The organism is Arthrobacter psychrolactophilus (assembly GCF_003219795.1).
Classification (GTDB): domain Bacteria; phylum Actinomycetota; class Actinomycetes; order Actinomycetales; family Micrococcaceae; genus Specibacter; species Specibacter psychrolactophilus.
On record NZ_QJVC01000002.1, the window covers coordinates 135,215 to 156,039 of the forward strand.

Consider the following 20,825-nt stretch of genomic DNA (forward strand, 5'->3'; position numbering starts at 1 on the left):
ATCATGACGAGGGCCCCACACACAACTGTGGGGCCCTCGTCATGTCTGAAGAGTTCGCGAGTTACCGCCCGAGGCTCTGCAGCAGTTCGCGGTAAAACACCACGCCGGTGCCCAGGGAGCTGATCCGGACGCGTTCATTCACGGAGTGCAGGCTGCCTCGGTCACTCGCGTCCATCAGCAGTGGCGAAAAGCGATACACGGCCGAACTGATGGCGGTGAAATTCCGCGAGTCGGTGGCGCCGGTCTGAATGTATGGGGTCACCACCGCCTCCGGATACGACGCCGCCACGGCACTGGTCAGCAGCGCGAATTGCTCATTCTCAAAGGACGAGATGGGCGAGGGGTTCCGCCCCGAGATAACGTTGAGCTCAACCTCGGGATCATCGATGATGGAGCGAATATGCTCCACTACCGATTCAATGCTCTCCCCCACAGCAATGCGAATGTTGACGTGCGCCCGAGCCGTCGAGGCCAACACATTTCCGGCCTTACTGCCCTCCAACATGGTCACGGCCACGGTGGTGCGTGTCAGTGCCCTGGTTTCATCGCCCATGATGCCGAAGGCCTGTGTGAGCAGCGCCTTGAACGCCCACATATTTTCCGTGACGAGCCGCAGCCCAAAGCCGCTATTGACACCGATCCGGCGCATCATTTCCACAATGGGCGCCGGCATCGAGGCCGGAAACGGGGACTCCTCAAGCGCCACGACAGCCTGAGCCAGCCGAGCCGTGGCCCCCATGCGAGGCGGCGTGGAGGCATGCCCTCCCGCACCCCGGGTGAGCAATTCCAGATCCAAAATACCCTTCTCGGCCACCCCAATGACGGCCGCCGGCACATTCAAGCCCGGGAAGGCGTCCACGGCGACGGCACCACCCTCATCCAGCACGAGCCACGGCTCCACACCGCGATCGGCCAACAGCGTGGCGGCCGCGGCGGCACTGTCGCCGGCCGTCTCCTCGTTGTTCCCCAGCGACAGATACACATCGTGCCGCGGCGCGAAGCCCTCCTTCACGAGCGATTCCACGGCATCCAGCAACACCACCACCGCGCCCTTGTCATCCAACGCACCCCTGCCCCACACGTAGTCGCCCTCTTGCCGGCCCGAGAATCCCGGGTGCGTCCAGTTGTCCCGCGTGTCAACGGGAACCACATCGTAATGCGCCATGAGCACCACGGCACGAGCCGCCGCATCCTCCGCAGTCCCCGCCCAGGTGAACAACAGCGCCTGCCCGTTGACATATTCGCGCGTCAGCGTCGCGTGCACCGCAGGGTACAACCGCTCCAGAGCCTTGATGAACCCGGTGAATTCCTCGAGCTCGATCTGATCGCGGGAGCTGGAGAAGACCGTCCGGAAGGTGATGAGTTCGCTGAGCCGATCGGCCGCGCCTGGGGCATATTCGCCACCAATGCTCGACGCCGGACGGCTCACCTTCCTAGCCTCGGCCACGCCATTCGTGTTCCCCGTCGCCGCAGCTTGGTAGGCGCGGGCTCCCATGATGGCGGCGGTTCCTGCTGCCCCGACCGTAATGGCCGCTGTCACGGCGCGGCTGAGCGAGCTGGTTGATTTTTTCCACATGAGAGGGATTCTATGCCAGAAAGTGAGCCGCGCCACCGCGCCCCATGCTTCCAGTGGGCAACACATCACGGCCGAGCTCTTGACCCCGGCAGCCGCGGCCAAGGCCCTGGCACTGGAAGTCATCAGCAGAAATCTTGATGAATAGCACCCAAAAACAAGAGGTAGGATGTCCTCATGACTAATGAGACGTATCGCCTTGCCCGTGTCCGCCCGCTCGATGCCGTGGCCGCTCCCCTGCCCGAGCAGTTCTTCGTGCGCAACGACGCCGCAAACTTCGCCAGCGCCGAGGGCCGCGTCTGGACCATCGTTGAAACCCCGTTCCCGAGCTCGCCGGCCAACCAGAATAGCGCCCCGCGCGAGGGCTGGGTCCTAGGCGGCACCGTCACCGAAGAACAGTTCACCTTCCTGGCCCCCTGCGCCCCGGTCAACGTCTTCGGCATGGCCCACAACACCGGCGCCCCCGGCCGCGCCCTCCCCCCACAGGCCTTCCACAAGGCCGCCAGCTCGGTCGTCGGGCCCGGCGAGGCCATCGTCCTGAGCCCCACGGTCGGCTACGTCGACCCCGAAGCCGAGCTGACCATCGTCGTCGGCCAGGCAGCCCGCAATCTCACGCTCGAGAACGCCCGCGAGGCCATTCTCGGCTTCACGATCGGCAACGACGTCTCCGCCCGCGACGCTCAGAAGAGCGACGAACTCTGGATCAGCGCTAAGAGCCCGGACACCTTCACCCCCCTCGGCCCGTGGATTGTGGCCGGTCTGAAGGACGACGGCGTGGCCATCAGCATCGTGCACAACGGCACCGAACTGACCCCCGCCACAAGCAACGATTTGGGCTGGGGTGTTGAGGAGATCTTGGTGTACCTCAGCGGCTTCATGACCCTGCAGCCCGGCGATGTCATCATGACCGGCTTCCCGGCCGAGTGCCGCCAGCTGACCCCCGGCGATGAGGTGACCTGCCGTGTGGGTGGCATCGGCGAATTGCGTAATCCTGTGGTTGCCGGCGTCTAAAGCGAAAGCAATCTCTCATGCTCTGCATTGGGAGTTGCCAGAAATAACTGGCAGGATTGGTCTCCTATGACTGCTGCACCACCCCCGGAACTGACCCCCGCGGCCCCCGCATCAATTGATGCCGGACGCGGGGTCTTTTCTGCTCCCCTGAACTGGCTACGCAACAAGCCGGCGCTCATGGCGCAATTGCGCGGCTTCGTGTTCGTGGCGGGGGTGTGCACCGCAATTTCCATGACCCTTTTTGCGCTGCTTCGGCCCTCCCTGGGCACCCAATGGGCCAACACGATCTCGCTGGTGCTGTGCTCCGTGCTGAACACCGATCTCAATCGGCGTGTGAGCTTTGGCCTGCACACCCGGCATCTGTGGTGGCGCGATCAAAAGCGCGGCGTCGGGGTCATGCTCTTGGCCCTGGCAATGACAACCGGCAGCCTCTGGATCCTGCACCAGCTCTCCCCCAACGCCTCGATGGGCGTGGAACTGGCCGTCATCGTGCTGGGAAATATTGCCTCGGCCGTGACCCGCTTTGTGCTTCTGCGCTACTGGGTCTTTCGCCGCGTACGCCACGGTGGTGGCACACAGGATGGCGCCGTCGCGAACGACGACGCCCCCGCGCTGCTTTAACTCAGGTGTTCGTAGGTCAGGCAGTCGGCGTTGTCGGCTCCCGGGCCTACCCGTACCGAGGTGGCTGCACACATGAGGTTCTCATTGTGCGAGCATTCCGAACGCTGGCAGGCTCCCACAGATGCGAGAACCTTTGGCAGTCCTCCGTGAACGCCGGTATCGATAAAGGTGGCGCACTGGGCGTGATCGGAGTGTCCGCCGATCGTAATGCCGGCGGCACCGCAATGCGTGTGGTCGTTAAATGAGCAATTGGCAACGGCACATTCGGTGACTGGGACGGTGACGGTCATGGCGCTCTCCTTGGCTGCTACATCCGGCCCGGACGGCCCGATTTCCTTCAGCGTACGCCAGAATTCGCCCACTAATTAGTACAAATTTTTGGGCGCTATTTCCCGCCCAACCGCTGCATGCGGTCCACGGCGGCGATGAGCTCATCCCCGGCCGCCCGGAGCTGCTCCCCCGTCACATCGTGGGCAAAGCTAAAGCGCAGCGCCGTCTGCGCCACGGCACGTTCCATGCCCAGCGCGCTGAGCACGGCCGACGGCTCGTCCGATCCGGCCGCACACGCCGATCCCGAGGAACACACAATGTCCCGGCGCTCCAGCTCGAGCAACACCGACTCCCCGCTCGTCCCCGGGAAACAAAACGAGGCCACATTGGGCAGGCGCCGGCTCCGATGCCCCGTCAATAACGCCGTTGGGATCTCGCGCAAGATCCGCTCAATAAAGTCCTCACGCAGTCTCGTGACGCGGCCGACGGCGGCACCCCGGCCTGCTTCCTGCAAGCCCAGGGCGGTGGCCAGGGCCACGGAAAAAGCGACGTTTTCCGTGCCCGAGCGGGCACCGCGTTCCTGTCCGCCACCGTGGATGAGCGGCTCGTAGTGAATCCCCGAGCGGACATACAACAGCCCAACACCCTTGGGGGCGCCGAGCTTATGACCGGAAATACTCAGCGCGTCTACGCCGAGTTCGCGCACATCCAGGGACAGCCACCCCGCGGCCTGCACGGCATCGCTGTGCAACGGTACCCCGGCAGCCCGTGCCAGACGGGCCAAGGCCGGAAGGTCCTGGACCGTGCCCACCTCATTGTTGGCGTACATGATGGAGGCCACCGCGACGCCGCCGCTGGACGCCTGACTCTCGTCCGCCGTCGAACTTTCTGGCCGTGAACTCTCCAGTAACGCGGCAAAGGCGCCCTGATCCACGAGGCCGCTGGCATCCACCGGCACCACGTCCACGACGAAGCCGTGCACGCGGCGCAGGTAGCTCGCCGACTCCACGATGGCGGGATGTTCCACGGCGCTGATGAGGATGCGGTTCAGGGTGGGGTCGGCGGCCCGGCGCGCCAGGGCAATGCCCTTCAGTGCGAGGTTGTCCGACTCCGTGCCGCCGGCGGTGAAGACGAGTTCCTCGGCGTGGGCCCCCAGCACGGCGGCACACTGGGCCCGGGCCTGCTCCAGCGCGGTCGCGGCCAGCTCGCCGAGCTCGTGGTGACTGGAGGGGTTGCCGAACTGGTTGGTGAGGAACGGGAACATGGCCTCGATGACCTCCCGCCGCACCGGGGTGGTGGCCGCCGCGTCGAGGAAGATCATCAGAGCCGGCTCAGCTCAATGTCGAGCCCCAGGTCAAGGGCCCGCACGCTGTGCGTCAGTGCGCCCACGGAGATGATGTCCACGCCCGTGGCCGCGATGCCCGCGATGGTGGACAGGTTGACGTTGCCGCTCGCCTCGACCAGCGCCCGGCCGTTGATGAGCGCCACGCCCGCCACGAGCTCCTCGTTCGTGAAGTTGTCCAACATGATGGTGTCCACGCCGGCGGCCAGCACGGGCTCGATCTGCTCGATGGCATCCACCTCCACCTCAAAGTGCACGGTGTGGGGCAGCTGGGCGCGAACACCTGCGAGCGCCGCCGTGAGCTTGGCGGGGTCTCCCCCGGTGAGCACCGCGAGGTGATTGTCCTTGGCCAGCACGGCGTCGGAGAGCGAGAAGCGGTGGTTGTGCCCGCCCCCGCAGCGCACGGCGTAGCGCTCCAGGATGCGCAGCCCGGGCGTGGTCTTGCGGGTATCGGTCACCCGGGCGCGCGTGCCGGCGATGAGTTCGGCGTAGAGCGCCGTCTGGCTTGCGATGGCGCTCATGCGTTGCGTGAGGTTCAGGGCGATGCGTTCGGCCGTCAATACCGCCCGGGCCAGCCCCGTGACGGACATGAGCTTCTCGCCTGCCTCGAAGGTGGTGCCGTCGGCCACGAACTGCTCCACCTCGGCGGCCGGGTCCTGCATCCGCATGGCGGCGGTGAACACGGCGCCGCCGGAGAAGGTTCCGGGCTCCCGGGCAACGAGCCAGGCCGTGGCCTGTGCCGTGGCCGGCAGGAGCAGCTGCGAGGTCACGTCCCCGTAGGGCGCGTCCTCGGCAAAGGCGCGCTGCAGGATCTCGGCGAGCGGCTGTTCCGGCAGGCTCGGAATCGTCAGGACAGGTACGACGGCGTTCATACGGTTTCGCTTTCACGCTGGGGTTGGGCTGGGGTCAGGGTCGGTGCGGGGTTGAACCAGAAATGGGAATCTCGCGCAGGTCCGCTCGGCACGGGGACAGGTGGCTGGGGGAAGTCGCTGCGGTAGTGGGCTCCCACGGAGTTTTCCCGCACCAGAGCGGCCTGGACCAAGAGGTGTGCGACGAGTCGGAGGTTATTGTCTTCTGCCTCCTTGCGTCTTGTGCCTTGGGCTTCGGGGAGCGCTCCGGCCAACGCCGTTGCTGCCTGACGCAGCCCCGCGGCGTCTCGCACCACGCCGGCCTGGCTGCTCAGGAGATGGCGCAGTTCCGAGCGAGAGAGTTCAGCGCGGGTCACCGCACTCTCCGGCACAGTGCCCCCGGACAGCTCCCCACCGGGCAACGTCCGCGGCACGATGGGGAGCGTGGGCCAGTGGGATGTGCCTGCGGCTGCCGCGGCGACGAAATCGGCGACGGCCCGGCGGCCAAAGACCAGGCCCTCGAGCAGCGAGTTCGAGGCCAGCCGATTGGCTCCATGGACACCCGTGCAGGCAGCTTCCCCCGCGGCGTAGAGGCCCGGGAGTGAGGATCGTCCGTCAAGGTCGGTGGCAATCCCTCCCATCCAGTAGTGAGCGGCCGGGGCCACGGGAAGCCATTGACGGCTCCAGTCAAAGCCCAGTGCCGCGGTGGCGGCGTCGATCGTGGGGAAACGCCGTGCCAGATAGCCCGGCCCCTGTGCCTCCTCGACACCCGTGGCGTCCAGATACACAGTGTCCTGGCCTGTTGCTGCCAGATGGGCCGCGATGCTGCGGGAGACCACGTCGCGCGGGGCGAGATCGCCCTCGGGGTGATAGCGCGGCATGAAGCGCTCACCGGCGCCATCGCGGAGCACGGCTCCGGCGCCACGCACGGCTTCTGAGATGAGGAAGTTGCTGCCCACCGCGAGCGCCGTGGGATGGAATTGGAAGTATTCCAAATCTCCCACGGTCGCCCCGGCGCGCCAGGCGAGAGCCACACCGTCGCCCGTGGCCACGGCAGGATTGGTGGTGAATTCAAAAAGCTGCCCGGCCCCTCCCGAGGCGAGCAGAACAGCGTCGGCACACAGGGTGTGCCGCTCGTCTGCTGCGTTCAGGTACGCCAGGCCGGCGATGGCCGCGCGGTGCGAGGTCCCGGCGTCGTGCATCCCGTCCAGAGCAGCGTCCGTCCCCAGCAGCTCGGTCACAAAACAGTGCTCTAGGACCGTGATGAGGCCCAGTCCGGCGGCGTCACGGACGGCGGCGATGAGGCCGTCGGCAATCACGGCGCCCGTGGCGTCACCGCCGGCGTGCAAGATCCGGGCGGCCGAATGCGCTCCCTCGAGGCCCAGGGCACGCTTGCCTGTGGCGAGGTTGCGATCAAACACCACGCCGAAGCGCTCGAGGGCGGCGATATCAGCGGCGGCCTCGGAGCACAGGATGCGCACCGCCTCGGGATCGCACTGCCCCGCACCGGCGACGAGGGTGTCGGCGATATGTGCCTGGACCGTGTCACCGGGGGCGGCGTCGTCGGGACCCAGCACGGCGCAGATGCCGCCCTGCGCGTGATGGGTGTTGCTCTGCGCCAGCGCGCCCTTCGTCAGGAGCGTCACGCGCATGCCCGACTCCGCGGCCAACAATGCCCCGTAGAGCCCGGCAATGCCGCTGCCCACCACTAACAGATGCGAGTTTTCGCTACGCATGGGTGACGATCTTGGGCTTGGCGGCGAGCATGCGCTCGAGGGCGATGCGGGCGTTGACGGCGGTATCCTCCGGGACCGTGATCTGGTTGCGCACTTCTCCGGCCACGAGTCCCTCCAAGACCCAGGCGAGGTAGCCGGGGTGGATGCGGTACATCGTGGAGCAGGGGCAGATGACCGGGTCGAGGCAGAAGATGGTGTGCTGCGGGTACTGTGCCGCGAGCCGGTTCACCATATTGATCTCGGTGCCGATCGCGAAGGTGGTGCCCTCCGGGGCGGCCTGGATCGCCTTGAGGATGTAATCGGTGGAGCCGGCCTCATCCGCGGCATCGACGACCTCCATGGGGCATTCCGGATGCACGATCACGCGCACGCCCGGGAAGTCCACACGGGCCTGCTCGATCTGATTGACGGTGAATCGCTTGTGCACCGAGCAGAAGCCCTGCCACAACACCACCTTGGCCTGCTCCATGACGGCCTGCTCGTTGCCGCCCAAGGGGAGGCGCGGATTCCACAAAGGCATCTCTTCCAGCGGGACGCCCATGGCCTTGGCCGTGTTGCGCCCCAGGTGCTGATCGGGGAAGAACAGCACGCGCTGCCCCCGCTCAAACGCCCACTCAAGCACCGTGGCCGCGTTCGAGGACGTGCACACGATCCCGCCATGCTGGCCACAGAAGGCCTTGAGCGCGGCGGAAGAATTCATATAAGTGACGGGGATGACCGGAACTCGGCCCTCGGCGTCGGGCTCGGTGCCGTACAGCGCCTCCAACTCGGCCCAGCACGCCTCGACCGAGGGCAGATCCGCCATATCCGCCATGGAGCAGCCTGCGGCCAGATTCGGCAGGATCACGCTCTGGTGGCTGCCGGAGAGCATATCGGCCGTCTCCGCCATGAAGTGCACGCCGCAAAACACGATCGCCTCGGCCTTGTCCCTAGTCTGTGCCGCATTGGCGAGCTGGAAGGAGTCCCCCACGAAGTCGGCAAACTCAATGACCTCATCGCGCTGGTAGAAATGCCCCAGAACGACGACGCGTTCCCCAAGTTCCGCCTTGGCGGTGAGAATGCGGTACTTAAGTTCGTCGTCGGACGCGTCCTTGTACTCCTGAGGCAACTGGCCCTGGACAGGCGTCGCTGCCGGGGCCACATCCGCGTCCGAGGCGCCCGGTCCATACCCCGGAGTCCCCGCCAGCGCCTCGGCGAGGTCAAACTCCCAGGGCCCTTTCGCCAGATCGTCGTCGCAACTTTCCTGCGCGCGCCCGGGCACACCCAGCGGCAACGCCTGCTCGCGAGTGATGAGCTGAATAGTGGTATTCACAGATGACATAGCGTGCTCCAAGGTATGAGGGTAAGTGGTTTAGTGGGCGGAAAACAGCGAGCCGGGTTGTTCGCCCTGGCGCTCGCCGGTGTAACGGTACAGGCGCGGCGGGCGATGCTTGCCGCCCTGGAGAAATTCGTCGGTGGCCTCGATGTGCGCCGCCTGTTTGAGCTGGCGGCGGAAGTTGGCCGGGTCGATGCTGCGATTGAGCACGGCCTCGTACACCTCACGCACCTGTGCCAGGGTGAACGTCTCGCCGAGCAAGTGGTAGGCGATGGAGCCGTACGCCATCTTGTTGCGCAGCCGCCACAGGGCGTAGTCCACGATCTCGTTGTGATCGAAGGCCAGCTCCTGCAGCCCGTCGGCCCGGAACCACTTGACGTTCTCGGTTTCCTGCGCCAAATCGGCCTGTGTGGATTGCACCAAGGCCCAGTACACAATCGAGACCACACGCTGGCTGGGCGAACGGTGCAGACCGCCAAAGGCGTACAGCTGCTCGAGGTAATTCGGGGCCAGTCCTGTGGTTTCCTGTAGATTCCGGGCCGCGGCATCCTGGAGGGAGTCGGCTTGGGTCAGCGGGCCGCCGGGCAGGGCCCAGAGGTCCTTGAACGGTTCCCGGATCCGCCGCACGAGCGGCAGCCACAGGGTGGGGCGGCCACTATTCTCGCTAGGACGCAGGGCAAAGATGACCGTGGAAAGAGCCAGCGCGGGAGGCAGGGCCGCCCGTTCGCTGATGTTCGCGGCGCTAAAACTCGTTGCGCCTGCCACTGCCATTCGATCCATGTCGTTACCTTGTTCCTAGTTAAAGTCATTATGACTTGAACTGATTCTACGACCGAATATCCCCGCTTCACAAATTAATCGACACACGCAGCCAGCATCCGAGACGGCGACTGGCTGGTGGCTGGGCACTCGCCGGGCAGGTACCGGCACGTGGGCCGGGTCCTCCGTGGGATAATTGAGGGCAAGGGCTCAACCACTGTTCCACGTGGCCTGCCCGGTCACGTCGCTAAACAAGAAGGCCCAGCCACCCCATGTTCCCGCAAACGCCAGCGCCCGCACCCGCCTCGACCGGGTTGAGTGCCTCACTCAAACAACGGCAGCTGACCATGATGGGATTGGGCAGCGCCATTGGTGCCGGGCTCTTCCTAGGTTCGGGCAAGGGCATCATGACGGCCGGGCCCGCCGTTCTGATTTCTTACTTGGTCGCCGGCACCTTGATCATTTTGGTCATGTGGGCCCTGGGCGAGATGGCGGCCGCCAATCCCAACTCGGGCGCCTTCTCGGTGTACGCGGAAAAGGCCATGGGCAAGGTTGCCGGAGCCACGGTGGGCTGGTTGTGGTGGCTCCAACTCGTGGTCGTGATTGCCGCGGAAGCTCTCGGCGCGGCCCAGCTCCTGGTCACCGTGTGGCCGGTTTTGCCGTCATGGTTGCTGACGCTGATCTTCATGGTGGCCTTCACCGCCATCAACCTCTCCTCCGTGAAGAACTACGGAGAATTTGAGTTCTGGTTTGCCCTGCTCAAGGTCGCAGCGATCGTGCTCTTCCTCGCCTTTGGCGCCGCGCTGCTCTTGGGCTGGATTCCCGGGGCAGCCTCACCGGGCCTAAGTAACTTCACCGATCATGGCGGCTTCGCTCCCACTGGCATGGCCGGGATTACCACGGCCCTGTTCGTCGTGATCTTTGCCTTTGGTGGCACCGAAATAGTGGCGGTGGCCGCAGCGGAAACCGCAACCCCGGCCCGCAGCGTCGCCGTAGCCGTGCGCACCGTGGTGTGGCGCATCCTGGTGTTCTACGTGGGTTCCATCTTTGTCATCGCCGCTGTGCTTCCCTGGACCTCCGACGCTCTGGCCTCGCCCTTCGCCGGTGTCCTCAATGTTGCCGGGCTCCCGTGGGCCGGCACCGCCATCACCTTGATCGCCGTCGCAGCACTACTCTCGGCCTTGAACGCCAACCTCTACGGCGCCTCGCGCATGATTTACTCGCTGTCCGAACGTCACGAAGCCCCGCAGCGACTGGCCGCGACCAACAAGCGCTCGGTGCCGGTTGCCGCCGTCATGGTTTCCGTGGCCTTCGGTTTCCTCACGGTGGTCCTGGACTTCTTCTACCCCGAGGTCATCCTCAATGCCTTGCTGAATTTGGTGGGCTCCACCTGCCTCCTGGTCTGGGGAATGGCCTTGCTCTCGCAGTTCATCCTGCGCCGCCGCGCCGACCGTGCAGGCACCGAATTGCCGCTGCGGATGCGTGGTTTCCCGTATCTTTCGATCGCCGGAATCGTGCTCTTGCTGGCCATCTTCGTGGTGGGCTTCAGCGATCCGATCAGCCGGGATCAGTTGCTGAGCACCTTTACGCTCGTGGCCGTCATCGCCGTCCTCAATGCGATCTTCCAGCGCCGACAGAAGACACGCGCCGCCGCACTCCGCTAGCGCACAGTTTTCGCTATGGTTGACGTACGACGGCGGCACTGACCTCCGCGGGAAAGGTTGGCCATGAATTCCGCCGGCAAACACACGGCTCCCCGAGCCCAGCACTCGACCGAAGGTTCCTCCGCGGGCCTGCATTCGGCAGTCTTCGAACCCGACTCCCCTGCCGCGTTACCCCCGGTCTTCCTCATCCATGGCTTCGCGTCCTCCATCGAGTTGAACTGGGTCAAGAGCGGATGGGTCAAGGCCCTCACGACGGCTGGCCGTCACGTCATCAGCGTTGACCTTCCCGGGCACGGCCACAGCCAGTCTCCCGTGGATCTGGATTCCTATACCCCGGGTAAGATCCGTGCCGATCTTTTGCAGATCCTCATTGACGAGGGCGTACGCCCGCTCAACCCGGCCGATCCCACCAGCGGCGTGGACCTCATTGGCTACTCGATGGGCTCACGCCTGGCCTGGGAGTTCAGCGCAACGCAGCCCGAATTGGTACGTCGCGTGGTGCTGGGCGGGCCCAGCCCCAACGATCCCTTGGCCGACTTTGATCTCCGCGCCGCCCAGGACTTTCTCAATGACGGCACTCCCATCACCGACGAATCCACCGCCTGGCTGCTCAATATGGCCCAGCTCATCCCGTCCAACGACATCTTTGCGTTGTTGGCGCTGATCCAGGCCGTCAAGATGGAGCCCTTCGATCCCACGGACGCCGCACCCCGGATGCCTGTGCTCTTTGTGGCCGGGGAACTCGATGACCGGGCGCAGAGCATGGACCGGCTAGCGGCGCTGGTCCACGACCCGCAAAAAGTCATCATCCCGGGGCGCAATCACAACAACACCGTGACGGCTCGCGGATTTAAAGACGCCGCGATCGCGTTTCTGGCCTAAAACCCACCCATCACCCGTTGAGTCGTCACATCACGCCCTTCTGAGCGCTCAGAAGGGCGTGATGTGACGACTCAACGCCCGGGACGGCAGGAAATCCCTAGCGATCCCGCTTCAGGCGCCCACGCAGGCTCACAGCAGCCACGAGACCCAAGACCAACAGCGTCGAGGCGGCCACAATCGGCACGATAAAGGCTGTGTGATAGCCCTGGTCCTGCGCCAGTGCTCCGGCGATGGAGCTGCCCAGCGCCGTGCCGGCCACGATGCCGCTGGCCAGCGCCGTCATGACGGTGCCCATCCACTGCGGCGGCGCCACAACGCTGCCCACGCTGAAGATGGTCACCATGGTGGGGCCAACAAAGAGGCCCACGAGCAGCAAGACCCAGGCCATCTGTCCCAGCGAGGCGGGGACCAGGAACATGGCGGCGCCCGCGGCCATGAGGCCCGAGGCCAGGACCCAACGCCACGGGTAGCTGAATTTCGTGGGCCAATACGCCACCGAGAGTGCCGTCACGGCGGAGCTAGCCCCCATGATGGCGTACATGAGACCGGCCTGGTCCACGGAGCCGTAGACACCGGTAAAGGCCGAGAGGGCTGTTTGCGATGAGCCAAAGAAGGCTCCCATGCAGACCATGGCCGCAACGGGCACGGCAACGAGGAACCAATTGGGGCGTTCCGCGCTGACGTAACCCGTGTTGCCCACGGTGGTACTGGCCGGGCGTGCTCCCACGACGCGTTCGGTGGGATGCAGGGCGAACATGGTCACGAGGGTCAACGTCATTGCCGCGGCCAGCACGAGGGGCAGCCACGGGGCAACGAGTGAGGCAAGCAAGCCAACCAGCGCCGGGCCCAGAACGAAGGTGATTTCGTCCGCCGTTCCTTCCAGCGACAGCGCCGTGTCGACGAGCGGCCCCTGCTCCTTCGCGGGAAGCTTCTTACTCATCGCCATCCAGCGCACCCGCGACAGCGGACCCACCTGGGGCGAACTCGCACCGGAGAGCAGGGCGGTCGCCAAAACCGTCAAGGTCGCCGGGTCGCTGACGCTGGCTCCCTGCTCGGGCAGGAGCGTGTAGGCCAGGACCACAACAGCCGAAACCAGCAGCGCATTGATGACCGCGGCGACTAAAAGGATCCGTTTTTGGCCGAGGCGATCGGCAAAGTAGCCGGTCACGGGTGCACCGATCGCGGCACCGATGCCCACGGCTCCGGCGGCGAAACCGCCGATGGCGTAGGAATGGCTGGCCGTTGTGATGAGTGTCAGGACACCGATCGTCAACATGGCCAGGGGTACGCGGGCAAATAAGCCCAGCGGAATATAACTCGTCCCGGCCAGTCGAGGCAGCGCCGCATAGCGCCCACCCTTCGCAGCGGGGGCGTTGGACAGGGGTGATTCTAGAGACGGCGAGGAGCTCAGCTACTTTCACTGCGTGCGCACGGAGCCCAAGGCTACGGCTCGAATGCGGCGGGTTGACGAGGGCGGCCTCTGTCCAGACCGGGCCTGTGTCACCGCACGGAAGGATCCCGACGGCGAACCACAGACCCTTGCAGTCTACCCGCTCAGGCCGCCGATGATGCGGCGCTCACGACCTCCAAGGTGGAGCCGTTGCGACCCTTGTGAACATGCAGATGCATGGGAATTCGCTGCTTCATTTCGGCGACGTGGCTGACCAGCCCCACCATCCGGCCGCCGTCCCGCAAACCCTCCAGCGCGTCCATGACCTGCTCGAGCGATTGCTCATCCAGACTGCCAAATCCTTCATCGACAAAGAGTGTCTCGATATCGAGCCCGCCAGATTCCTGCTGCACCACATCCGAAAGGCCCAGCGCCAACGACAGCGAGGCCATGAAGGATTCACCGCCCGACAGCGTGGCCGTGTCGCGGCTGATGCCCGTCCACTCGTCCACGACCTCGAGCCCCAGACCCGACTTCTTGTTGCCGGACTTCGCGTCGCTGTGCCGCAGGGTGTAGCGGGTGTCGCTCATGGTGGCCAGACGCAGGGAGGCGGCCTCGGCGACCTGTTCCAGACGTGCCGCCAGCACATAGCTGGTGAGCGTCATCTTCAACTTGTTATCGCCCAATCCGCGCACGGCATTGGCCAAGCCGTCCAACAGCTTGGAGCGCTCGCGCAGAGGTGCCACGGCGTCCTCGAGGGTCCGGAACTTCTGCTCCGTCGCGGCCACTTGACTGTGGGCAGAGCGCGCCAGTCCCAGGGCCAGCTCCCCCGCCTTGGCCGCAGCCTTGGCCGCAGCGGCCTGCTCGCCCAGCTCCGCCACCTCGCCCATGGACAGCGGCACGATCCCGGCCTCCACCTCGGCGTGAGCGGTCACTACTTCCTCGGCAGCCAACTTATCCACGTTCACGGCCACGTCTTTGGCGTAACTCTTGAGCCGTTCCGCAAGCTCCGTGGCCTGCGCGGCTGTCAAGAGCGCGGCCTGCACGGCGGCCTGATCGGCAAACACGGATGCCTCCAGTGCCTGCTCCAGCTCCGCGCCAGCGTCCTCCTTCGCAGCCTTCGCAGTGGCCAGCAGCCGCATGGCTGCCAGTAATGTCGCCCCCGGGCGCTGCGCCTGCGTCAATGCCGTGTGCCGCTGAGCGAGGGAGTCAAAACCGTCGCGTGCAATCCGCAGATGCTCATCGAGCGCCTTCAACTCCTGGCCCAGCGCGGCGTTTCCCGTCCGCAGAGACGCCGCCTGCGCGGTCGCCTCCAGCATGGCCGTCTGCGCCTTACTCAGCCGCGCTTGCAGTTCCAGCTGCTCGGCCGCAAGAGTCACGAGCCTAGCTTCGGCCTTCGTGGCTTCCTTGAGCGCCGCTTCCTGAAGCACGACGGCGGCCCTCGCCGCCTCCATGGAGCCCTCACCCCCGCGTTCGGCCAAGACCGCGAGCGCGCTCGTGGCTTCAGCGAGCTCGGTACGAGCCTCGCGGGCCAGCTTTTCGGCCGCATCGAAGGCCCGTTTGGCAGCCTTCTCCTTGTTCACGAGATCCGCACCGGCCCCAGCGAGCGGCGAGGGTGCCGGGTGGACCGTACTGCCACAGACCTGGCACGGTTCGCCGTCGATCAGCTCTGCGGCAAGTTCACCGGCGGCCTGAGTCAGCCGCTGGTTGAAGGCCTCGAGCCAATGCTCCTTGGCATCCAAGGCACCGCTGCGAGCCGTGACTTCGGCGTCCGTCAGATCCGTGACGGTGACCAGTTGCTCTTGGTAGTCGGTAATCGCCGTGACGAGTTCGGCTGCCTGCTGGGCGTCTTGCTGCGCCCGTGCCACATTGTGCCCGGCACTGTGGAGTTGCTCCTGCTCGGCTACGACTGCCGTGAGCCGTTCCACAGCGCTTTCGGAGGCTTGCGTTTGTTCTTCCTGGGCCGTCAGAGCCTGTTTGAGCTCCTTCTCGCCGAGCGCCAGATCAGCCGTCTTCTGAGAGAGCCGGGCTTCATCCGGGAGAGCTGCGGCCACGGAGGCAAGTCGTGTGGTGAGTTCCCGATCGAGTGCCTCGAGCTCGGCTTCGCTGGCCTCGGCGGCAGGCTGATCCAGCATCGACGAGGCGATCTCATGAGCGTCGAGCGCGGCTGCGGCGGCGGCTGCTGCGAGATTGGCCTGCTCGCTCGCGGCGGCCGTCTTCGTCGCTGCCGACATCAAGGGCTCGAGGATCTGGGCCGCGTGATGTTGCTCCTGATCCGCACGCCAACGCTGTGCGTCACTGGCGAGAGCGGCGAGTCGTTGCTGTTCGGCCAGTACCAGCTCCAGGGCTGCATGCCTGCTGCGCCGGTCCTTGGCGGACTGCACTTCATCCGTCAGCGCATCGGCCTCTTGCTGAGTGCCCTGGGCCCGTGCGGTGGCTCGCTGCACGGCCTTATTGAGCTTGTCGGTCAGCGCGGCGAAAAGCTCCACGCCGCTGAGTTCCGAGAGTGGCTCGGCATCGTCGGCGAGGGTCTCGGCTGCATGGCTCAGTGCCACCTGTTGGGTGGCCAGCAGCTGGGCCAGCCCCTCCGCTACCTCTGTCTGGGCCAGCCTGGCGTCATTGGCCAGCTTGGCCTCGACATTCTTATACAGCTCCGTGCCGAAGAGCTTCTGCAACAGGGTTTGGCGTTCCTCGGCGCTAGCTCGCAGGAAAGCGGCAAAGTCACCCTGGGCCAGCAGGACGACCTGGGTGAATTGGGCCATGTTCATGCCCAGGAGTTCTTGAATCTCGGAGGCCGCCTCATCGTTACGGGTGGACTTGACCTCCCAGCCGCTGGCCGTCTTTTCCCGCAGCTGGGTGCTGGCCTGTTCCCGGGTGGTGCCGGTGCCGCGCTTGAGGGGGCGCATCCACTCCGGGCTGCGGCGCACCTCTAGCCGCCGACCACCCGCACTGAATTCACACAGCACCTCCGGGCCCACGCCGTCCGCGGCATGATGGCTGCGGAACTGCGCATGGGAGCCCTGGCGGGAACCAGGCACCCGGCCATAAAGGGCGTAGGCAATCGCGTCCAAGACGCTGGTCTTGCCGGCCCCCGTCGAGCCATTGAGTAGGAAGAGCCCCTGGGCGCCGAGTTCATCAAAGTCGATGACCTCGCGCCCGGCGAAGGGACCAAAGGCCTGAATTTCTAAGCGGTGGATCCTCATAGCGCTGCCTCCTGTTCCCGGACGCTGGCCAAGACCTCGCGCAGGACATCTTGTTCGTTGTCATTGGCACCGCGTTCGCGCACATGGTCCAGGAATCCGCAGCACAGTTCGAGCGCGTCGGCGGCCTTGGCTATGCGGTCACCGTAGCTTTGTTTGCCGGCATCCCGCGCGATCTGAGGTTCAAACATGAGCACGAGGGTGTGGGGGAAGCGCACCCGCAGCCGCTCCATGGCGAGCGCCGGACGCTCGTTGTCGGTCAGCGTGATCTGGCAATAGTGATCCTCCGCGAAGGCCCATTCCTCCCCCGACAACAGCTCCTCGAGTTTCCCCGACAATATGCTCAGGGCCCGCTCCGGCTCCCAGTCGACCTTGGAGACGCCCGTCAGCCCGGCCGCGGTGATCTCCAGCAGCCAAGCTCCCTTCTGGTGCTTGGCCTCGGAGAAGGAGTAGTGCAACGGGGAACCCGAATACCGCACGGTCTCGCTGAGCCGTTGTGGACCGTGCAGATGCCCCAACGCCGTATAGCTAAAGGGCTCGAAGAGGTCCAGCGGCACGGCACCCACGCCGCCCACCGAGAGCTCGCGTTCGCTCGTCGAGGAGATGCCGCCGCTGGCAAAGGTGTGGGCCAGCACCACGGAGGCGGTGCCGGGCGCCCGGCTCGCGAGATCTTCCTGGATCAACTTCACGGCCGCCTCGGTCACACTGAAATGTGTTCCCACCTCCACGCCGAGATCGGCCGCGACAAGCCGAGGCTCAAGGAAGGGAATACCGTAGATGGCTACCTGAGCCGCAGTATCGGGCCCCAGCGGCAGCAGCACGGGAGTGGCCAGATCGGCCAGGCGCGTGCGCAGATGAATGCCGGCACGTTCCAGCAAGCGCCCACCAAAGCCAAGGCGCGTCGCCGAATCGTGGTTTCCGCTCGTGATGACCACCTGCACGCCGGCCGCATTGAGCCTGGCCAGAATCTCGTCAAAGAGGTTCACCACGTCCACGCTGGGCAGCGCCCGGTCATACACGTCGCCCGCAATCAGGACCACGTCGACGTTTTCGGCCGTCACGGTCGCCAGGAGCTGATCGGCAAATCGCCGCTGCGCCCCTAGGGTTCCGACGCCGTGGAAGGACCTGCCCAGATGCCAATCGGAGGTGTGAAGTAGCTTCATGCTTCCACGCTAGTGCAGGGCGCCGACATTCTAGGATTCGGCAGAAACAGTCTTAACGCACAACGGCCCTCCCGCTCTGCCCGAAGACAAAGCACGGAGGGCCGTGAAGGGTGAGGAAGCTTACTTTTTGCCGCCGTCAAAGAACGCCTGCGCATCGTTGACCGCGCTGGCCTTCTTCGGGGCCGGCTCACCATTGACGCTCGACGCCGGAACCGGTGCGGCAGGTGCCTCGGAGGCAGCCGTCTCGCGCTCGACGGCGCTCGTCTGAGCAGTGGCGGCAGAGACTGAGGTGACGGAGTCGCTCGAGGAGGTCTCGGCGTCGTCCACTACCGTGACGGGGGCGGCGAAGGAGCGGTAAATTGCGGCGGCCAGGGCGGCACCGACCAGCGGGGCCAGCCAGAACAACCACAGCTGACCGATGGCCCAGGAGTCGGCCAGGAAGACGACCGAGGTGGCGCGGGCCGGGTTGAGGGATCCGTTGCTCAGCGGCATCGTGATGGCCACGGCGACGGCGAAAGCCACACCGATCGCGATGGGGCCCAGGGTGGTCTTGTTGCGGCTCGAGGTGATGCCTAGGACCAGGGATGTCAGGATGGCGACGGCCACAACCTCCACGATGAGCACGCCCACCATGGGGACCTGCGAGGGAGAATGCGCGTCAAAACCGTTGGCGAGGGCGCCGAAGAGGGCCGGAGTCTCGGGCGTGGCACCGGCGGGCATGACCTTCATCATGGCGAGCCAGACGGCGGAGGCCAGGACGGCGCCGATCGTCTGGGAAACGATGTAGAGGGCCATGGCGGAGAACTTCAGTCGGCCGGCGACCGCCATGCCCAGGGAGAAGGCCGGGTTGAAGTAGCCGTTGGAGACGTGACCGAAGGAAATGATCGCCGCCACCAAGGCCAGGCCGTAGGCGAAGCCGATGGTGGCGGCCGAACCGGTGGAGTTGAACAGCGCGGTGCCGAGGCCGGCAAACACGATGAAGAAGCTGCCAAGACCCTCGATGGCGACTCGGGTGCTCAGCGGATATGCCTGTGCCGGGGCCGTAGCCGTTCCGGGTGAAGTCATGGTCAATGATTCCTTCGTTTGCAAATGAAATAAAATTAGGGGGCCGTGGCGGTTACGAGAATCCCAGCCCGAGGGCACACACCGTGGTCACAGCCAGAGCAACTATAGCGGCCGATGCTGTACGTAACATTAGAGCCTGAGGGGCGATCTCGGCGTCGTGATCCAGTGCGGCAACCCCGGCATGCAGGGCGCGAATTCGCCCCACGGCGCAGATCACCAGCACGATCGTGGTCAGGCACGCCATGGCGGCGCAGATCCCCAAGCCCATGAGCTGCGCGGAATGATCTGCGCCGTCGTGGGAGGTGAGCGCGTGGATCCAGGCGCGCCAGATCAGCACATCGGCGATGACGGCGCTAATGACGGTGCGGCGCCAGGCCAGGGCTGTGCGTTCGGGCTGCAGGCCGGGGTCCCGTTCGGGGCCTCCCGGAACCTCCGCCGCCTCGCCCGTCCTAGCTCCGGACAAGGATCAGCACGGCAAAGACCATCGCCGCGATCGAGACAATCACTGTCATCCCCAGCATGAGCCAGGAGTGCGGCAGCTCGGCGTCGTTGCGCATGGCTTGTTCCTGATGCGCCCAGCGCCGGTAACTGACCACGGCCAGGACGGCCCCGATAACGGCCAGGATCATGCACAACACCATGCGAATCATGGGAGGGGCGATCTCGGGTGCCAGCTGATCGATCGCCACGGCCCCTGCCAGCAACGCCAGCGCCGTGCGGACCCACGCCAGGAAGGTGCGCTCATTGGCCAACGAAAAACGGTAGTCGGGGGCTTTTCCGGTCCGACGCCAGGCTGGTTCCCGCATGGCTCTCCTCAATACTTTTTAGGTGGCAGGTGCAGCTTTGATTCTACTGGGCACCACGAGCGCTCCCGATGGCGGTAAATTGGAGGCTATGACTACAACAGCAGCGCCCCTCAACGCTCCCCCGGCCGACTTTGCCACCCGCGTTCAGGGCACGTTGATGGGCGGGGCGCTGGGCGACGCCTTTGGATACCTCGTGGAATTTGATGCGCTCGCCGAGATCGCCGCGAAGTACGGCCCCGCGCTGCTGCTGGATCTCTCGCAGGCCCACGGCACGGCGCATTTCTCCGACGACACCCAGATGACCCTATACACCCTCGACGGCCTGCTGGACGTCTTGGAGTGGGCCAACAACGGAGTCAGCGCCGACATCAACGCCTGCCAGTGGCTCGCGTACCTGCGCTGGCTCAAGACCCAGGGCATCGAAGCCGCTGAGCACGCCCCCGCCCAGTCCGCCCGCTGGATTGACGCCCAGAGCGTGCTGCACCACCAGCGCCACCCCGGCAACGCCTGTGTCTCCGGCCTGGCCACGGGCGATATGGGCACCGTTTTCCGCCCCGTGAACCTCGATTCCAAGGGTTGCGGCACCGTCATGCGCTCGGCTCCCTATGGCCTGCTGCCCAATATCGACGCCGAAAGCATCTACAAGATCAGCTCCGAGGGTGCCTCGCTCACGCATGGCCACCCCGCCGCCCGGCAGAGTTCGGCGGCCTTTAGCTGGCTCATCCACGCTCTGGTCATGGGCGGGCTGAACCTGCGCGAGGCTGCCACCTCCGCCCGCGATCGCGCCGTGGCCGAGCCCAACGCTGACGCCGACCTTCTGGCCCGGCTAGAGTCCGCCCTCACCCTTTCCGCGCACGACGGCGGACAGCTCCACGGCGATTCCCTCACCGACGCGCTGGGCTTGGGTTGGATAGCGGAAGAGGCTCTCGCAGTTGCCCTCTATTCTGTTTTGGTCACGGAGGCCGCGGCCGTCTCACCCGTGGACCATTTCCTGGCCGCGATTCGCCTCGCCACGAACCACAGCGGCGATAGCGATTCCACGGCGTCCATTGCCGGGAACATCCTCGGTGCCTTTTACGGAGAAGCAGCCCTGCCGCCGTCGTGGTTGACGATGGCCGAGGCACCCATCCTGATCCGTCATCTGGGAGCCGAGTTCATCAAGCTGACCACGGGCGAGTAG

General features: G+C 65.5%; 19 protein-coding genes. 6 read left to right on the plus strand and 13 right to left on the minus strand.

Annotated elements, in window-relative coordinates; genetic code table 11:
* Positions 1 to 61: 61 nt before the first annotated feature.
* Positions 62 to 1,576 carry a M20/M25/M40 family metallo-hydrolase gene (locus CVS30_RS02970; RefSeq protein WP_181419672.1) on the minus strand — a complete coding sequence of 505 codons (1,515 nt, stop codon included), beginning with the start codon at positions 1,574 to 1,576 and terminating at the stop codon, positions 62 to 64.
* Positions 1,577 to 1,598: 22 nt separating this feature from the next.
* Here CVS30_RS02970 and CVS30_RS18375 point away from each other — a divergent pair, with 22 nt between their 5' ends.
* The 3 genes from CVS30_RS18375 (at position 1,599) to CVS30_RS02980 (ending at position 3,205) form a co-directional block, all read left to right on the plus strand.
* Positions 1,599 to 1,721 carry a hypothetical protein gene (locus tag CVS30_RS18375; RefSeq protein WP_281268063.1) on the plus strand — a complete coding sequence of 41 codons (123 nt, stop codon included), beginning with the start codon at positions 1,599 to 1,601 and terminating at the stop codon, positions 1,719 to 1,721.
* A gap of 29 nt (positions 1,722 to 1,750) precedes the next feature.
* Positions 1,751 to 2,584: a fumarylacetoacetate hydrolase family protein gene (locus CVS30_RS02975; RefSeq protein ID WP_110483822.1), complete on the plus strand. Its 834-nt coding sequence runs from the start codon at positions 1,751 to 1,753 to the stop codon at positions 2,582 to 2,584.
* 66 nt (positions 2,585 to 2,650) lie between these two features.
* Positions 2,651 to 3,205 (plus strand): GtrA family protein, encoded by a 555-nt coding sequence (locus CVS30_RS02980; RefSeq protein ID WP_110483823.1) that lies wholly within the window; start codon positions 2,651 to 2,653, stop codon positions 3,203 to 3,205.
* Here the strand turns inward: CVS30_RS02980 and CVS30_RS02985 are convergent.
* The 6 genes from CVS30_RS02985 to CVS30_RS03010 all read right to left on the minus strand — a co-directional run bounded on the left by CVS30_RS02985 (position 3,202) and on the right by CVS30_RS03010 (position 9,496).
* Positions 3,202 to 3,495 carry a DUF1540 domain-containing protein gene (locus CVS30_RS02985; protein ID WP_110483824.1) on the minus strand — a complete coding sequence of 98 codons (294 nt, stop codon included), beginning with the start codon at positions 3,493 to 3,495 and terminating at the stop codon, positions 3,202 to 3,204. The two genes, CVS30_RS02980 and CVS30_RS02985, sit on opposite strands and share 4 nt — an antisense overlap.
* A 95-nt stretch (positions 3,496 to 3,590) precedes the next feature.
* Positions 3,591 to 4,796 carry a cysteine desulfurase family protein gene (locus tag CVS30_RS02990; RefSeq protein WP_110483825.1) on the minus strand — a complete coding sequence of 402 codons (1,206 nt, stop codon included), beginning with the start codon at positions 4,794 to 4,796 and terminating at the stop codon, positions 3,591 to 3,593.
* Positions 4,796 to 5,689: a carboxylating nicotinate-nucleotide diphosphorylase gene (gene nadC / locus CVS30_RS02995; protein ID WP_110483826.1), complete on the minus strand. Its 894-nt coding sequence runs from the start codon at positions 5,687 to 5,689 to the stop codon at positions 4,796 to 4,798. The genes CVS30_RS02990 and nadC overlap by 1 nt, the downstream gene beginning before the upstream one ends.
* On the minus strand, positions 5,686 to 7,401 hold the full coding sequence (gene nadB / locus CVS30_RS03000) for an L-aspartate oxidase (RefSeq protein ID WP_110483827.1): 1,716 nt from the start codon (positions 7,399 to 7,401) through the stop codon (positions 5,686 to 5,688). The genes nadC and nadB overlap by 4 nt, the downstream gene beginning before the upstream one ends.
* The gene (nadA, locus tag CVS30_RS03005) at positions 7,394 to 8,722 is read right to left on the minus strand and encodes a quinolinate synthase NadA (protein WP_110483828.1); all 1,329 of its coding nucleotides are present in this window, start codon (positions 8,720 to 8,722) and stop codon (positions 7,394 to 7,396) included. The genes nadB and nadA overlap by 8 nt, the downstream gene beginning before the upstream one ends.
* Positions 8,723 to 8,752: 30 nt before the next feature.
* The gene (locus CVS30_RS03010) at positions 8,753 to 9,496 is read right to left on the minus strand and encodes an NUDIX hydrolase (protein WP_245934405.1); all 744 of its coding nucleotides are present in this window, start codon (positions 9,494 to 9,496) and stop codon (positions 8,753 to 8,755) included.
* Between the two features lie 251 nt (positions 9,497 to 9,747).
* Between CVS30_RS03010 and CVS30_RS03015 the strand changes: the two genes are divergently transcribed.
* Together CVS30_RS03015 and CVS30_RS03020 are read left to right on the plus strand one after the other, a co-directional pair.
* Positions 9,748 to 11,139: an amino acid permease gene (locus CVS30_RS03015; protein ID WP_110483829.1), complete on the plus strand. Its 1,392-nt coding sequence runs from the start codon at positions 9,748 to 9,750 to the stop codon at positions 11,137 to 11,139.
* A gap of 63 nt (positions 11,140 to 11,202) precedes the next feature.
* The gene (locus CVS30_RS03020) at positions 11,203 to 12,021 is read left to right on the plus strand and encodes an alpha/beta fold hydrolase (RefSeq protein ID WP_110483830.1); all 819 of its coding nucleotides are present in this window, start codon (positions 11,203 to 11,205) and stop codon (positions 12,019 to 12,021) included.
* A 97-nt stretch (positions 12,022 to 12,118) separates the two neighbouring features.
* Here the strand turns inward: CVS30_RS03020 and CVS30_RS03025 are convergent, their stop codons facing one another.
* The 6 genes from CVS30_RS03025 to CVS30_RS03050 all read right to left on the minus strand — a co-directional run bounded on the left by CVS30_RS03025 (position 12,119) and on the right by CVS30_RS03050 (position 19,645).
* Entirely contained in the window at positions 12,119 to 13,297 is a 1,179-nt protein-coding gene (locus tag CVS30_RS03025; RefSeq protein WP_245934406.1) for an MFS transporter, read from the minus strand.
* A gap of 278 nt (positions 13,298 to 13,575) precedes the next feature.
* A complete protein-coding gene (locus tag CVS30_RS18630) occupies positions 13,576 to 16,614 on the minus strand; it encodes an AAA family ATPase (RefSeq protein ID WP_110483832.1) in 3,039 nt (1,012 codons plus the stop codon).
* A complete protein-coding gene (locus CVS30_RS03035) occupies positions 16,611 to 17,774 on the minus strand; it encodes an exonuclease SbcCD subunit D (protein ID WP_110483833.1) in 1,164 nt (387 codons plus the stop codon). Before CVS30_RS03035 ends, CVS30_RS18630 begins: the two co-directional genes overlap by 4 nt.
* A 120-nt stretch (positions 17,775 to 17,894) precedes the next feature.
* Positions 17,895 to 18,839: an aquaporin gene (locus tag CVS30_RS03040; RefSeq protein ID WP_110483834.1), complete on the minus strand. Its 945-nt coding sequence runs from the start codon at positions 18,837 to 18,839 to the stop codon at positions 17,895 to 17,897.
* Positions 18,840 to 18,891: 52 nt separating this feature from the next.
* The gene (locus CVS30_RS03045; protein ID WP_110483835.1) at positions 18,892 to 19,302 is read right to left on the minus strand and encodes a DUF202 domain-containing protein; all 411 of its coding nucleotides are present in this window, start codon (positions 19,300 to 19,302) and stop codon (positions 18,892 to 18,894) included.
* Entirely contained in the window at positions 19,289 to 19,645 is a 357-nt protein-coding gene (locus CVS30_RS03050; RefSeq protein WP_110483836.1) for a YidH family protein, read from the minus strand. Before CVS30_RS03050 ends, CVS30_RS03045 begins: the two co-directional genes overlap by 14 nt.
* Positions 19,646 to 19,733: 88 nt before the next feature.
* Between CVS30_RS03050 and CVS30_RS03055 the strand changes: the two genes are divergently transcribed.
* Positions 19,734 to 20,825 carry an ADP-ribosylglycohydrolase family protein gene (locus tag CVS30_RS03055; protein ID WP_110483837.1) on the plus strand — a complete coding sequence of 364 codons (1,092 nt, stop codon included), beginning with the start codon at positions 19,734 to 19,736 and terminating at the stop codon, positions 20,823 to 20,825.

What these genes read in the sequence shown, in the direction of transcription:
- CVS30_RS02970 (WP_181419672.1), bottom strand. Translation starts at nt 1,576, where the DNA reads ATGTGGAAAAAATCAACCAGCTCGCTCAGCCGCGCCGTGACAGCGGCC.
- CVS30_RS02975 (WP_110483822.1), top strand. Translation starts at nt 1,751, where the DNA reads ATGACTAATGAGACGTATCGCCTTGCCCGTGTCCGCCCGCTCGATGCC.
- CVS30_RS02980 (WP_110483823.1), top strand. Translation starts at nt 2,651, where the DNA reads ATGACTGCTGCACCACCCCCGGAACTGACCCCCGCGGCCCCCGCATCA.
- CVS30_RS02985 (WP_110483824.1), bottom strand. Translation starts at nt 3,495, where the DNA reads ATGACCGTCACCGTCCCAGTCACCGAATGTGCCGTTGCCAATTGCTCA.
- CVS30_RS02990 (WP_110483825.1), bottom strand. Translation starts at nt 4,796, where the DNA reads ATGATCTTCCTCGACGCGGCGGCCACCACCCCGGTGCGGCGGGAGGTC.
- nadC (WP_110483826.1), bottom strand. Translation starts at nt 5,689, where the DNA reads ATGAACGCCGTCGTACCTGTCCTGACGATTCCGAGCCTGCCGGAACAG.
- nadB (WP_110483827.1), bottom strand. Translation starts at nt 7,401, where the DNA reads ATGCGTAGCGAAAACTCGCATCTGTTAGTGGTGGGCAGCGGCATTGCC.
- nadA (WP_110483828.1), bottom strand. Translation starts at nt 8,722, where the DNA reads ATGTCATCTGTGAATACCACTATTCAGCTCATCACTCGCGAGCAGGCG.
- CVS30_RS03010 (WP_245934405.1), bottom strand. Translation starts at nt 9,496, where the DNA reads ATGGATCGAATGGCAGTGGCAGGCGCAACGAGTTTTAGCGCCGCGAAC.
- CVS30_RS03015 (WP_110483829.1), top strand. Translation starts at nt 9,748, where the DNA reads ATGTTCCCGCAAACGCCAGCGCCCGCACCCGCCTCGACCGGGTTGAGT.
- CVS30_RS03020 (WP_110483830.1), top strand. Translation starts at nt 11,203, where the DNA reads ATGAATTCCGCCGGCAAACACACGGCTCCCCGAGCCCAGCACTCGACC.
- CVS30_RS03025 (WP_245934406.1), bottom strand. Translation starts at nt 13,297, where the DNA reads ATGTTGACGATCGGTGTCCTGACACTCATCACAACGGCCAGCCATTCC.
- CVS30_RS18630 (WP_110483832.1), bottom strand. Translation starts at nt 16,614, where the DNA reads ATGAGGATCCACCGCTTAGAAATTCAGGCCTTTGGTCCCTTCGCCGGG.
- CVS30_RS03035 (WP_110483833.1), bottom strand. Translation starts at nt 17,774, where the DNA reads ATGAAGCTACTTCACACCTCCGATTGGCATCTGGGCAGGTCCTTCCAC.
- CVS30_RS03040 (WP_110483834.1), bottom strand. Translation starts at nt 18,839, where the DNA reads ATGACTTCACCCGGAACGGCTACGGCCCCGGCACAGGCATATCCGCTG.
- CVS30_RS03050 (WP_110483836.1), bottom strand. Translation starts at nt 19,645, where the DNA reads ATGCGGGAACCAGCCTGGCGTCGGACCGGAAAAGCCCCCGACTACCGT.
- CVS30_RS03055 (WP_110483837.1), top strand. Translation starts at nt 19,734, where the DNA reads ATGACTACAACAGCAGCGCCCCTCAACGCTCCCCCGGCCGACTTTGCC.